The organism is Streptomyces sp. NPDC039736 (assembly GCF_055596485.1).
This window is the reverse complement of sequence record NZ_JBVIUQ010000023.1, coordinates 1-13,108: the sequence shown is the minus strand read 5'-3', so window position 1 is coordinate 13,108 and position 13,108 is coordinate 1. Positions and strand designations below refer to the sequence as shown.

Sequence of the window (13,108 nt, the reverse complement as noted above, 5' to 3'; positions counted from 1 at the left end):
CGGCCGGGCCCGGGCGGACAACCGGGGACGCACGGCACCGCCCTCCCCGGCGTCTCCGGTTCGTCACGCCCGCCCCTCGGATGCTGGACGTTCGTGGGGGAGTGGTGCGGTGAGCTGCGGGTTTTCGGTGAGAGCGTCAGACGTGGGCGAGGTGGCCGCCGGGGGAGCGGACCTGCCAGGCGCGGGGCGGGCCGGCGGCACCCGTCGCGGAGACATGCCGGCCGCTGGAGGTCCGTGCTGACGGGGCGGACGCAGCCGGTGCACGCGTAGAGGCCCGTGATGGCGACCGGTGGCAGACGCGGGGCCCCGATCGGTTCCAGCGTGCCTCCCGCGAGGACCGCGGCCCCGGGGCCGCCGGACGCTTCTCCACCGCACCACGGCCGGCACCGGCGGGGAGGACGCCCCGGGTGCGACGGGACCGTTCGCCCCCGCCCCCTCGCGCCGGAGGCCAATCCCTCCCGCACGACTGTTCCGCGACTGTTCACCTGGGCATAGCCCTCTTCTCCCTCAGTCCGGAGGCGAAGCCTGTCGGATGAGAGCGGCGAGTGGTCTGGACCACTTGAGACACGCCAATTCCGCGGCTCATTCCTTGCGTTGCTCTCCAGAGACAGAATTGGTCTATACCTCTGGCGGTAGGGTGAGCGGCAGAAACGCACACATACACAGCCGTGGGGGGCTTTATGACTGTGCATCACCTTCCGCAACCTCCGTCCGACGAGGAGCTGTACTGGTACTTCGGTCCGCAGCACCGCTGGGTGCTGGTGAGCACTTCGCTCGCTTTCGTCTTCACCGCGGCCACCATGTTCACCTTCGCCCTGCGCACCCCGGCCCTGTGGGTGTTCCTCGCGGTCCTGGGCCTCAACGTCGCGGCCCTCGCGCTCTCCTCCGTCAACGGCCTGCGCCGCCGTCGGCTCACCCGCAGGTCGCACGAGCTCCTCGTGCACGCCTGGCAGCCCGCCCGGACTCCCGGGGTCGACCTCTATCTGCCGACCTGCGGCGAACCGCTCGACGTACTGGCCAACGCCTATCGCGCGGTCCGCGCCCTCGACTGGCCCGGCGAGCTGACCGTCTGGGTCCTGGACGACGGCGACCGGCCCGAAGTCGCCGCGCTGGCGGCCTCGTTCGGCTACGAATACGTCGTACGGCCCGATCGCGGACACCTGAAGAAGGCCGGCAACCTCAATCACGCCCTGACCCTGAGCAGCGCCGAGGTCGTCGCCATCCTGGACGCCGACTTCGCTCCCCGCCCGGACTTCCTGCGGCACCTGGTGCCCTATCTGGCCGACCCCGGCGTGGGCATCGTGCAGAGTCCGCAGTGGTTCGACACGGACGAGTCCATGAACTGGATCCAGCGGGCCGCGGGTTCGGCCCAGGAGTGGTTCTTCCGCTGGGTGCAGCCCTCCCGTGACGTGAGCGACGCCGCCATCTGCTGCGGCAGCAACGCCGTCTACCGGCGCGAGGCCCTCGACCTGGCCGGCGGGTTCGCCCGGCTCGACCACAGCGAGGACCTCTACACCGGACTCGCCCTGCACGCCCGGGGCTTCCGCACGTTGTACGTCCCGGTGCTCGTCGCCAAGGGCACGTCTCCGGAGTCCGTCACCTCCTTCGTCAACCAGCAGTACCGCTGGGCGATGGGCAACCTCCACCTGCTGAGCAAGCCCGTGCTCAAGGAGATGGGCGCGCCCTGGCGGATGCGGCTGTGCTTCGCCGAGGGCGTCGTCGGCTACCTGACCACGGCGGTGAACACCTTCGTCGCCCCGCTGCCGCCGCTGGTGATGATGTTCTGGTACCCCGACCACGTACGGCCCTGGCACGTGCTGCCACTGCTGGCTCCGCTGTGGCTCTGGCACGTGCTGCTGCCCCGCGTCAGCCGCACCCGCTGGCGGGTGGAGGTGATCCGGGCGAACGTCCTGACGAGCGTGGCCGCCGCCGCGGCGTTCGTGCACACGCTCCGGGGCCGCAGCGCCACCTGGGTGCCCACCGGCACACGGGGCCCGGCCGCTTCGGGCGGCATGGCACGCCGGGTGGTGGCCGTCTCGCTGGGCTGGCTGGCCGTCTCGCACGCGGCGGCCGCGGCGGGCCTGGCGCTGGTCGTGGCACGCAACGGCTGGGAGCCCGCCTGGGGGCTGCTGCTCTATGTGCTGGTGCAGTGCCAGCTCAACGTGCCGCTAATGCGGCACCTCCTCCGCGAACTGCGCCCGCCGGCCACCCACCGCACCGGCACGGACACCGACACCAGGGTCGCCACCCCCGCCGGGACCGGCACGGTGTCCGGCCCCGCCACCGGAGTACGGGCCCTGCTCCCGCGCACCGCCCGGACGCTTCCCGGCTCCCGCGCCGCCATGCTGCCCCGCCGATGGCCCGAGACCCTGGCCGCCACCGCTCTCCTGCTGCTGATCGGCCTCGTGGCATCCGGCTGGGTCAACCCCATGCTGCCCTGGGCGAGTTGAACGTACCGAAAGGCTCATCTTCCATGTCGTCCTCCGCGGCTGCCGGCCGGCCCCAGCCGACCGGGCTCGCTTCTCCGCCGACCGGGCCCCCCGGCGCCTCCGGCACCGAATCGGGGCCCAGTCCGCACCGCTCCGCCTTCCGGCCCGACATCGAGGGGCTGCGCGCCGTCGCCGTGGTCGCGGTCCTCGCCTTCCACGCCCAGATACCCGGCCTCCAGGGCGGCTTCGTCGGCGTGGACGTCTTCTTCGTCATCTCCGGCTACCTGATCACCGGCCTCCTCGTGCGCGAGGCCGTCACCACCGGCCGCATCGGGCTCGTGGACTTCTTCTCCCGGCGGGCCCGCCGCCTGCTGCCCTCCGCCGCCGTGGTCCTGGTCGCGGTGGCCGGGATCGGCGCCTGGCTGACCGTACCCCTGCGGCGTGCGGATCTGGAGCACGACGTGCTCTCGGCGGCACTGTCGGTCGCCAACTGGCGGTTCGTGGCGCAGCAGACCGACTACCTGGCGGCCGGGCACGACCAGAGCCCGCTGCTGCACTTCTGGTCCCTGGCGGTCGAGGAACAGTTCTACTTCTTCTGGGCCCCGCTGCTGGCGGTCGCCGGAATGTGCGTCGCACGGGCGGTGCGCAGGGGACGCGCGGTGCGGGCCGCCGTGGCGGTCGCCGTCGTGCCGCTGGTCCTCGGGTCGTTCGCGCTGTCCCTGTACTGGACGCAGGGGCCGGCCTCCCTCGCCTACCTGGCCACTCCCTCGCGGGTCTGGCAGTTCGGGGCGGGCGCGGTGCTCGCGCTGCTGCCCTGGCACCTGATGCGGGGCCCGCGGCCGCTGCGGCTGCTCTGCGGGTGGGCGGGGGCCGCGGCCATCGGCTGGTGCGTCCTCGCGTACGACCACACCACGCCCTATCCCGGATTCGCGGCGCTGGTGCCGACCCTGGCCACCGCCGCCGTCATCCTGGCCGCGATACCCGGCCGCGGCGAGCGCGACGCCCAGGGGGCGTTCGGCGTGGGGCGGTTGCTGGCGATGCGGGCTCCGCGGGCGGTGGGCAGGCTGTCGTACACGCTGTACCTGTGGCACTGGCCGGTGCTGGTGCTCGCCGAGGCCCGGCTCGGAACGCTCGGCTGGCCCGCGAAGACCGCGCTGACGCTGGCCGCCGTCCTGCCCGCGCTCGCCACGATGTACGGGGTGGAGCGCCCGCTGCGCCGCAGCCGCACGGTCTCCGCACACACCCGGCGCGGCCTCTCGGTGGGGGTCACGGCGATCGTACTGCCGGTGGCGCTCGCCCTGACCGTGGGCACGACCACCCTGCAACGGCTGGGCGACACCCGGCCGTTGGACCCGCGCGGGCTGCCTGCCGGGGCGGCCTCAGGGCCGCATCTGCTGGTACGTCAGCCAGGCGCCCCCCTTCCCGCCGGGCCGGTGCTGCCCGGTCCCGCCCAGGCGCGCAAGGACTTCCCGCCGGACGGCGCCTGCCAGGTCGCTCCGGCGACGACCCGCAGCCCGGACTGCCTGTTCGGTGCGGTGGACAGCCCCGACCGGATCGTGCTGCTCGGCGACTCGCACGCCGGGCAGTGGTTCTCGCCGCTGCTCGGCATCGCCGCCGAACGGGGCTGGGCGCTCCAGGAGTTCGTCAAGCAGGGCTGCCCGCTGCCGCGGATCGCGGTGCACAGCCCCCAGCTCGGCCGCGCCTACCGGGAGTGCGACACCTGGCGGGCGGACACCCTGGAGCGGCTGCGGCACCAGCCCCGGCCGCGGGCCGTGGTGGTGTCCTCGCTGAACCGGTACACCGCCGACGAGGAGCTGCTGGCCAAGGGATGGGACGAAACCCTGCACCCCTTGCGGGAGTTGGGTGTGCCGATCGTCTACCTGGAGGACACCCCGGTGCCCGGCAAGGACGTTCCGGCCTGTGTGTCCGGCCACCTGGAGTCGCCGGAAGCCTGCGCGTTCGACCGCCGGGAGGGCCTGCCGCCCGACCCGCTGGCCCGGCGGATCGCGTCGGGCGACCTGCCCGGCGTACGGAGCATCGGCGTGAACGAGGTGCTGTGCCCGGGTGCCGGGCCGACCTGCCCGGCCGTACTGGACCGGGTGCTGCTCTACCGCGACGACGCCCACCTGACGAACGCGGCGGCCGTCGTCCTCACCGACCGGCTCGAACGGCTGCTGACCGAGGCGGACGCGCTGCCCGCCGCAGGGAAGGCCAGCCCGGCCGGGACCCCGGCGGACCGGCGATCCGGGGCCGGTGACTGGGTCCGGCTGCTGCGTGACGACTTCGACGGCCCCGCCGGCAGCCCGCCTTCGCCCGCCAACTGGCAGCACGACATCGGCACGTGTTACCCCGGCTGCCCCGCCCCGCAGTGGGGCACCGGGGAGATCGAGACGATGACCGACTCGACCGACAACGCCCGCCTCGACGGCAAGGGGGTGCTGGAGATCGTGCCCACCCGCAAGGACGGACGATGGAGTTCGGCGCGGATCGAGACCAGGCGCTCGGACTTCGCCGCTCCGCCCGGCGGCACCCTGCGCATCGAGGCGTCGCTCGCCCTGCCGGACGTGACGGGCCCCCGGGCGGCGGGCTACTGGCCGGCCTTCTGGACCCTGGGCGCACCGTTGCGCGACGGGTACACCGGCTGGCCGGGCATCGGGGAGCTGGACGTCATGGAGTCGGTCAACGGACGGGACACCGTCTTCGGCACCATGCACTGCGGCACCCTCCAGGGCGGCCCCTGCCGGGAACCGGCCGGCCTGAGCTCCGCCCCGCAGAAATGCCCCGGGTGCCGCACGGCCTTCCACGCGTACGCCGTGGAGATCGACCGCACGGCCGGCGCGGAGGAGGTGCGCTGGTACCTGGACGGGCGGGTCTATCACCGGGTGCCCGCGAGCCGGATGGACGCCGGGACGTGGAACCGGGCCGTGGACCACGGGCTGTTCCTCATCCTCAACGTGGCGATCGGCGGCGAACTCCCGCGCCAGGACGGCTCGGTGCCGGGGCCCGGCACCGAGCCGGGGCACGCGATGCGGGTCGACCACGTCACGGTGTCGGCCCGCACGGCCGACAGGGGGGATCCGCGCACGCCGGGGCATGACTGACGGGACCGGGACTGACGGGCGGGAACTGTGACACGGCCCCGGCGGCCGGAACCTCGTGCCGGCCGCCGGGCCCGGAGCCGCCCATCAGCCCCGGGGCCGCCCGCCGAGCCCGCTGACGGCCCACGAACCTGCGCCGGCTGACGACCCCCAGGATCGGCGATGAGCACTGGCGAGCGGGTCGGCGCGACCGTCGGCAGGGACGCCGATTCCTTCGGAGGCGAACACCTCCTCGAACGACTCCGTCTCCGTCTCGCTCATGCCGGCATTCCTCCGAACGGAACATCGAAGACCTCTGCGCGCTAGCCCGGGACCGGCCGGGGCGTCGGACGCTCGGGCGAGCGGGCGGCCGCGCGGTGGGCCGGCACCTCGGCCACCACGTCCTCCTGGCGGGGTGCTCCTGGTGGGCTCGGGTACGGGAACTCCCGGAATGCCTGCCTCACGCCTGCGTCATTGAAGTTGAAGCGTTGCCACGGAAGACTGATGATCAATAGGTTTGCGCCATCATGAGGATGCGAAATCTGAGGCTCGGCTTGTATGCAGACGAGCAGGAGCTGGCATGGGTCAGGGACATCGTCGACCGGACCGCAGGTTCCCGGAGTGCCCGGATCGTCAAGTTGGACGTTGCACGGACCTACTCCGACAGCGACCTGACGACCGCTGAGATGTACGACTTTCTGGCAGAACAGTGGGCCCTCGAACACCCTGGTCAGAACAGTGGCGGCCGGGAAGCGGTTGAGCTGCGAGTCCGCCTGGGGTGTTCCCTGCGGACATAACGAGCGATCCGCAAGACAGTGATCAAGGCTCTGTGTCCGGAAGACATGGCACCCCACGTTTGTCGTGTTCCATGGTGTGCCTGAGCTGGTGCATGGTTCCCGGGGAAGCGCCACGATGCCGAGGGGGCGGGCGAGAACCGCGGCGGCCAGCTCGGGGGCGAGCTGGAACAGCGCGGTCGAACGGGCCTGCGCGAGCCGGATGCCGAGTGTGCGGAGTCGTTCGCCCATGCCCCAGGCACCGATCGGGCGGTCGGGCTGGCCTCCGGGGAAGAGGCAGGGCACCCATCGGTCTGTCAGCGCCTCCGGAGCTGGTGACACCAACCCTCGGACCATGCCTTCGGCAAGGGGAGGGAGCCATGCCAACTCCGGAGGCCGGTCGCCCCGTTGCGGGACTACGAAAAAAGGGGGTGAAGGAGCGACCACGCAACGGCCCCGGGGCCACTGCCGCCCACCGCCCACACCCCCCACCACCACCCATCGGGAATGCAGCGTTCAGGAGTTCAGCTTCTTGAGCCAGCCGTCGACGTCGACGACGTCCGCCCACTGCGGGAACAGCCGCTCCACGAGCACCCGGTGCACCTCCGGGTCGGGATCCAAACAGCCGTCGGCCAGGACGGTCAGGCCGAAGTCCAGGTCGTTCGCCTGGCACACGGTGGACAGGACGACGGCGCTGGTGGCGATGCCGGCCAGTACGAGACTGTCGATGCCGCGCGCCCTGAGCACCACGTCGAGATCGCTGCCACAGAACGCGCTCGCCCGCTTCTTGGTCACCACCGCTTCTCCCGGCAGCGGCGCCACCGCCGGGTGGATCTCGGTCCCCGGCTCGCCCTCGACGTAGAGCCCCGCGTCGGCGATGGCGGTCAGCGGTCTGTTGCGCGTGCCGACTTCCGGGTGGCCGGGGCGGAAGGCGATGACGGCGTGGATCACGGGCAGGTCCGCCGCGCGGGCCCCCTCGACGGCCCTGCCCAAGCGGGACAGGTACGCGGAATCGGCGCCGACGGCGTCCACGATGGACTGCTGGACATCCATGACGAGCAGGGCGCTGCTCATGTCTCCTCCAGGGGTACGACGGGGTGCGGGCCGGAAGGCAGGCCCCCCGGGGGCGCGCCCGAAAGGGGTGCGGGAGCGAGTCCGAGGCGCACGCGGGAGCGGGTGGAGGAGCGCGCCCGGAAGGCCGGTTGGCGGGCGCGCCCGGGGCGACCTCACCCCTGTCTCCGCCCCCGCCGCAACAGCCTCCCCTTTCACGCCATTCGAACGCCCCCCCATTGACATCGACTTGACCATCTCTTTACCTTCAAATGGGCGGGACGATCGGAAAAAACCCGCCCTTCTCCTGACGAACCATGCCCAGATCCCCCAGCGGGGAAGAACCGGAGGTTTCACCATGGAGCAGCTCATCAAGCGCATGACCGAGGAGACCGTCTGGCAGAAGTGGGTCGCCGCGAACTCCGCGACCGGCTCCGGCGAGCGCGCCAAGGAAGGCTGCATCAGTGCGGCGCCGAAGAGCGGCTGCATCAGCGCCACCGGGAAGTCCGGCTGCATTTCCTGACCTCGGCCCTCCCGCGGTCCTGACCGCCGCGGACTGGAGGAAGCGGGGGTCGCCGCCTGCGCCCCGCGCCCGGCGGCGCCCCCGTGCCCCCGTCATTGGCCGGTCCGTACTCTCGCCCGTCACTGGCGCCCCGGCAGCCGCCCGCGCCCCGCCTGCCCCGGAGGTTCCCATCCGCCACCTGCCGAACGCCGAAGTCCTCGACCGGGTCCGCGACATCCCCCTGTACCGCAGCTCCCTCGAAGAGGGCCACTTCCCGGTGCTGGAGAAGGCCGAGATCGCCCGCGACTTTCCCGCCAACTGGACCACCCCGGAACTGGAAAGGGCGCTGGAGTCCGGCGAGGCCGAATTCGTGCTGTCCACCGGCACCAATCACGCCCGGATGCAGCTCATCCGGCCCCCGTACTTCCTGCTCCGCTCGTACTACCGGCTGTGGGCCGCACATCCGGAACTGGGGTCGAGCTGGCACGACGGCGCCCGGCGGGTTTCGCTGACCACCGTCCTGGCCACCGAGCACGTCGCCCGCGTCAACGCGGCGAAGCCGGGGGCGACGCCGGGCGAACGATGGCTGGACGACCGGACGCTGTACCTCAACAGGCAGCTGGACCCGGCCGACTGGGACGAGGACGAGGTGAGGCGCATGCTCGCGGAGATCCGCGAGGTCGCCGACGCGCACCCGAAGGGCGCGTACCTGCTGGACTGCTCGGGGTACCACCTGGCACACCTGGTGCGGAAGGTGGACGAGTGGAACCTGTGGGAGGACTTCCCGCCACCGGTCGGCATCGTGCACGCCTACGAGTACACGCCGCTCAAAGTCCGTACGTACCTGCGCGCCCACTTCGACTGTCCGGTGGTCGACCTGTTCGGCAGCACGGAACTCGGCTACCTCTTCTACAGCGACGCCGACGGCCGTTACCGGCCGTATCTGCACGACATGAGCGTGGAGCTCCTTCCGGTGGAGCCCGGGAGCGGCATCCACAGCCTCATCGTCACCAGCATCCGCAACCCGTACATGCCACTGGTCCGCTACCGGTCGGGCGACTGCGTGCGCACCCGGGACGGCAGCACCGATCCCGCACAGATCGAGTCCTTCTGCGGCAGGGAGAAGGAACTCCTGCCGACGCCGCGGGGGCCCGTCGCACAGGCCGACCTGGATGCGGTGATTGCCGGCGTCTCGCCCCGGATCTTCCTGCACCAGTTGGAGACGGCGGGCCCCGCAGGTGCCCTGCTGCGGTACACGACCTTCGACGGCTCCCGACTCGACGAACAGCAAGAGGCCGAACTCGCCACAGCAGTCAAAGAGTTGACGACACGACAGATACGTGTCGAGCACCGCACGCGGGTGCCGATCGGGAAGTCCGGCAAATACGCCTGGCTGGCGGCTACCGCGGCCCGGAGCCCCGAGAACACCGCCACCGACGCCGGCACCGAGCTCACCGCCGCACGGATTCTCGGCCCGGAACTGCACGCCGAGGTCGTCCGGCACTTCTCGCAGAAGCCCGACGCACCGGACCCCGCCGTGGTGGCACACCAGGTACGCGAATGCGCCCGCTACCTCTACCTGGTCTCCCGCCACCCCGACCGGCTGGCCGGCCTCTTCCTCCCCGTCGAGCAGGACATCGACGAGATCTGGCACTTCCTCATCCTCCAGACCCGCGAGTACCGCGAGCTGTGTGAACAGCGCCTGCCCGGCGGCCACTTCATCCACCACCGCAGCATCTCGTACGACGCCTACCGGACGACGGAACCCGCCGCTCCGCAGCGTACGGCGGCCGCCGAAGAGGCCCTGCGCTGGATTCCGTTCTACCGGCAGGCCTTCGGGGGCTACGACGAGGAGGCCCTCCCGCACTGGACCGTCGTGCGTTTTCTGCACCAGGAACTCGGTCTGTCACTGGAGGAGATCAACGCCCTCGACGGCTGAAAAACCCGAGGACATCCGCGCAGCCGCCCGGAAACACCGGCGCCCCCGTTCCGTACGTGCGTCTCGCGTACGGAACGGGGCGGCATGCTGAAACCTAGAGCTGTGCGGAGCCCCGCCGGAGGCACAGATCAATTGCCGGGTTCTTGTTGAACTCCTACTCGTACGCCGCTGCGCGCCCCCATGAGCAAGCCGGAGTCCCGGCCGGTCGCTGAATGGGCCGCGGCCTGGCCGTAGGCACGCGAGCATCGCGTAGGTGATCTTCTTCATGGCTGGCAGCATGACCGCTGCGCAGGGCGCCTGCACTCCTGCCTGGTGGGCTGGATGTGGGGCTGCAAGGTCGGGATCGGACCCTTCATCATCACGGCGGCGGCCTCCGTTGGTGGGGTCGCGTTGGTCATCGCCTGGATTCACCAGTTGTGAGGCATGATGCCGACAAAGGCGAGTACGCCTTCTGGCGGTTCCTGCTGAGGCCTGCCGACGACGACCAGGACGACGTCCCGCCCCCGGCCACGGCACCCACGGTGACCGTCTCGGTCGCCGCCGACGCCACCCGCATCGAGGACGTCCGGCCGGTCGGCACCGAGACGGACCTGTTCGACGACTTCGCAGCTGCCTGCGCAAAAGCGTCTGGACGTTTATCCCTCGCCTGATGATGGACCTTTGGTATGACGAGCGGCAGTCGAGGACCGCACGCGGCCTGTGCCGGATGTGCGGGAGGGGCCGCGCGCTGTCGGTCTGGCGGCCCCGGTGAGAGTCCGCTGGCCTATGTCGTGCGACGCGTCGTCCAGATCACCCATACCGTCATGGATTTCCCTCCCCGGATGCCGTTATTGATGTTTCCTGGTCACAGGCCGGTGACTTGCTTGGCTTCGTGGCGTGGAATCCATACGGCTGTCTGTCGTGCACGAGCGGCGGAATCCCGGCGGTAGTCCGGCCCCTCTCCGCTGTCGGCGGAGCAGGTGGGCACAACAGCGGCGCGCCCGGGTTCCGGCCGCGCCGCTGACGGGCTGTGGTCAGCCCCCGGGTCAGTGGAGCTTGTTGACGGCGGTCTTCGTCGTGGTGCGGAAGGCGGTCAGCGGGACGTCCTCGAGGTCGCCCATCTGGCCCCAGCGGACGAGGGTGACGGTGCGGCCGTCGCGGCCGACGGAGAACAGGTGGATGTCGGAGATGCCGATCTGCGGGTCGGCGGTGTCCAGGCTGTAGACCCAGGCGCCCTCCTCGACGGCGAGCTTGCCGTGGGAGGCGCTGACCGCCTGCAGGCCCGGGTTCTGCTGCTCCAGCAGGGGGCCGCAGCCGGCCAGGGCCCCGCGGAGGGTGTCGACCAGCTTCACGGCGTCGGCTTCGGTAGGGGCGACGGTGGTGACCTGGACGGCGTTGGTGTCGAGCTCGGTGCTGAACTCGCGGTAGTGGGTGTTCTGCGCCGGGATCTTGTACGGGGCGCAGAGGACGCCGCCGTTCTCCGGGACGCCGGTGAAGACCTGGGTGGCGGTCCACGGCGTCGACGACGGCGGCATCTGGGAGGCGGCGAGGAAGGCGGGCTGGGCAGCGGCCTGCGCCGGGGCTGTGGCGAGGGCCGCGAGGCCCAGTGCGGCAGCGGCTGCGGTGGCGAGTGCGGTGCGGAGCTTGTTCACGGTGGTGGATCCCCCGTCGGGTCGTTCGTTCGGTCAGTGCTCACCCCAGCGTGGGGCCGGCGTCCGCCGGCTGCAACGATCACGCACCCACCAGCCGTCCCGGAACCATTCCACCCCCGCTGACGTGCAAGGACGTGAAGGGTGGGACGCAGGGTCGAGGGGGATGGAATGCCGAAGGACGCCGCCGTCGAGGAGTTCGCGGGGCTCGTGCGCGCGCTGAAGGCGCGGGACGGGAGGAGTTACGAGGCGCTGGGCCGGCGGCTGAGCGTCAGCGCGTCCACCCTCCACCGCTACTGCTCAGGCGCGACCGTCCCGGAGGAGTTCGCCGTGGCCGACCGCCTCGCCCTGCTGTGCGGGGCGCACGAGGAGGAACGGCGGGCCCTGGAGGCGGCCTGGACGGAGGCGGACCGCGCCCGCCGCCGAGCAACCTCGCCCGCGCCCACGCCTGTGCCGGCCGTGTCGGCCGCGCCGGAACCGAACCTGCAACCGTCCGCGCCGGAACCGGGTCCGGGCCCCGCCCCGGCCCCGTCCGCGCAGGCCCCGTCCGCCCCGGACCCGACCGCGCCGGAGGCGCCCCGCGCCCGCCCCCGTCGTGACGCCCCCGCTCCCCTCGTCGCCGCCGCCGTCGCCCTCGTCGTGCTCGCCCTCGCCGCCGCCCTGCTCGGCCACCCCACCCGTACGGCTTCCGCCCCCGCTCCCACCCCCGCTTCCACCGCCCCGGGGCGGACCGTGGCCCCCCTCCCCTTCACCTGGAGCATCGGTTCCCAGCTCTGGGAGGGCGGCTGCGGGCACACCTACCTCGTGGACCGGGCCCCCCGCGCGGTCGCCCCGCCGCCGGTCGCGGCCGACTCCGGGGGGTGGGCCGGGACGCACGGTGCCGTGCACGGCGGGGAGGCGCTGGTGCGGATCACGGTCCAGGGCCGGTCGCCGTCCGACGCCGTCGTCCTCCATGCCCTGCACGTGCGCGTGGTCGACCGCGCCGCGCCGCTGCCATGGAACGCGTACCGGATGGACAACGGCTGTGGCGGCGCCGTCACCCCGCGCCACTTCGCCGTGGACCTCGACCGGCCGCGCCCGCTCGCGAGGCCCGTCGACGGCCTTGACGCCTCCGGCGCCGAGGTCCGGAAGATCCCGGCCGTCTCCTTCCCGTACAAGGTCACCTCCTCCGACCCCGAGGAGCTGCTGGTCTCCGCGCGGACGGCGGGCTGCGACTGCCGCTGGTACCTGGAGCTGGAGTGGAGCGCCGGGGGCCGTACGGGGACGGTGCGGATCACGGACGGCGGGAAGCCGTTCCGCACGAGCGGGACCAGGGGGAGGTCGGCATACGTGCACGACTCCGCCGAAGGGCGCTGGATCACAGACTAGGAGGTGCCCGTTCTCCTCGGCCCATTCGCGTGCGGCGGTCAGACCTTCCTCCCAGGCAATGTCGTAGTGCGACCAGATCATGCCGAGCTTTTCCAGCTGCGCGACGCGGTCCTCGTCCATGTCCCCGCGGGCGTAGAACCGCCTCGCGTCGGCGGTCCACTGCCCGAGCGGGAACCCGGCGAGCGAGGCCGGCCACCCGGCCTCTTCGGCCTCTTGGCCGTCGTCGGCGGCGTGTGCCCGCTCCAGTGTGCCGAGGCCCAGGGAGGCGTACGTGGCGTAGACGGTGACCTTGTCCAGGCCCCGAGTCCACTCCACCAGCTCGTCCACGTCCGTGGTGTTGGG

Annotated in this window: 8 protein-coding genes and 2 pseudogenes; 7 read left to right on the top strand and 3 right to left on the bottom strand. The window is 71.9% G+C overall.

The window, feature by feature from the left end:
* Positions 1-680 precede the first annotated feature (680 nt).
* Together ACZ56L_RS35555 and ACZ56L_RS35550 are read left to right on the top strand one after the other, a co-directional pair.
* Entirely contained in the window at positions 681-2,450 is a 1,770-nt protein-coding gene (locus tag ACZ56L_RS35555; protein WP_471069373.1) for a glycosyltransferase family 2 protein, read from the top strand.
* Between the two features lie 23 nt (positions 2,451-2,473).
* The gene (locus tag ACZ56L_RS35550; protein ID WP_471069371.1) at positions 2,474-5,530 is read left to right on the top strand and encodes an acyltransferase family protein; all 3,057 of its coding nucleotides are present in this window, start codon (positions 2,474-2,476) and stop codon (positions 5,528-5,530) included.
* Between the two features lie 1,265 nt (positions 5,531-6,795).
* On the opposite strand, the gene ACZ56L_RS35545 is transcribed toward ACZ56L_RS35550, so the two are convergent.
* The gene (locus ACZ56L_RS35545) at positions 6,796-7,353 is read right to left on the bottom strand and encodes a cysteine hydrolase family protein (protein WP_468692672.1); all 558 of its coding nucleotides are present in this window, start codon (positions 7,351-7,353) and stop codon (positions 6,796-6,798) included.
* Positions 7,354-7,687: 334 nt separating this feature from the next.
* Here ACZ56L_RS35545 and ACZ56L_RS35540 point away from each other — a divergent pair, with 334 nt between their 5' ends.
* The 4 genes and pseudogenes from ACZ56L_RS35540 to ACZ56L_RS35525 all read left to right on the top strand — a co-directional run bounded on the left by ACZ56L_RS35540 (position 7,688) and on the right by ACZ56L_RS35525 (position 10,420).
* Positions 7,688-7,852 (top strand): hypothetical protein, encoded by a 165-nt coding sequence (locus ACZ56L_RS35540; RefSeq protein WP_345219874.1) that lies wholly within the window; start codon positions 7,688-7,690, stop codon positions 7,850-7,852.
* 169 nt (positions 7,853-8,021) lie between these two features.
* Positions 8,022-9,242: pseudogene (locus ACZ56L_RS35535) on the top strand (hypothetical protein); the annotation flags it as partial.
* Positions 9,243-9,296: 54 nt separating this feature from the next.
* A complete protein-coding gene (locus tag ACZ56L_RS35530) occupies positions 9,297-9,770 on the top strand; it encodes a glycine-rich domain-containing protein (RefSeq protein ID WP_471069399.1) in 474 nt (157 codons plus the stop codon).
* A gap of 416 nt (positions 9,771-10,186) precedes the next feature.
* Positions 10,187-10,420, top strand: coding sequence for a hypothetical protein (locus ACZ56L_RS35525; protein WP_471069368.1), 234 nt, complete (start codon positions 10,187-10,189; stop codon positions 10,418-10,420).
* A 375-nt stretch (positions 10,421-10,795) separates the two neighbouring features.
* Here the strand turns inward: ACZ56L_RS35525 and ACZ56L_RS35520 are convergent, their stop codons facing one another.
* On the bottom strand, positions 10,796-11,401 hold the full coding sequence (locus ACZ56L_RS35520; RefSeq protein WP_471069366.1) for a hypothetical protein: 606 nt from the start codon (positions 11,399-11,401) through the stop codon (positions 10,796-10,798).
* Positions 11,402-11,569: 168 nt separating this feature from the next.
* Here ACZ56L_RS35520 and ACZ56L_RS35515 point away from each other — a divergent pair, with 168 nt between their 5' ends.
* Entirely contained in the window at positions 11,570-12,766 is a 1,197-nt protein-coding gene (locus ACZ56L_RS35515; protein ID WP_471069364.1) for a helix-turn-helix domain-containing protein, read from the top strand.
* 90 nt (positions 12,767-12,856) lie between these two features.
* Here ACZ56L_RS35515 and ACZ56L_RS35510 read toward each other — a convergent pair.
* Positions 12,857-13,081 (bottom strand): annotated as a pseudogene (locus ACZ56L_RS35510) (helicase associated domain-containing protein); the annotation flags it as partial.
* Positions 13,082-13,108 lie beyond the last annotated feature (27 nt).

Excerpts from the sequence above, each read along its gene's own strand:
- ACZ56L_RS35555 (WP_471069373.1), top strand. The coding sequence starts at position 681 with ATGACTGTGCATCACCTTCCGCAACCTCCGTCCGACGAGGAGCTGTAC.
- ACZ56L_RS35550 (WP_471069371.1), top strand. The coding sequence starts at position 2,474 with ATGTCGTCCTCCGCGGCTGCCGGCCGGCCCCAGCCGACCGGGCTCGCT.
- ACZ56L_RS35545 (WP_468692672.1), bottom strand. The coding sequence starts at position 7,353 with ATGAGCAGCGCCCTGCTCGTCATGGATGTCCAGCAGTCCATCGTGGAC.
- ACZ56L_RS35540 (WP_345219874.1), top strand. The coding sequence starts at position 7,688 with ATGGAGCAGCTCATCAAGCGCATGACCGAGGAGACCGTCTGGCAGAAG.
- ACZ56L_RS35515 (WP_471069364.1), top strand. The coding sequence starts at position 11,570 with ATGCCGAAGGACGCCGCCGTCGAGGAGTTCGCGGGGCTCGTGCGCGCG.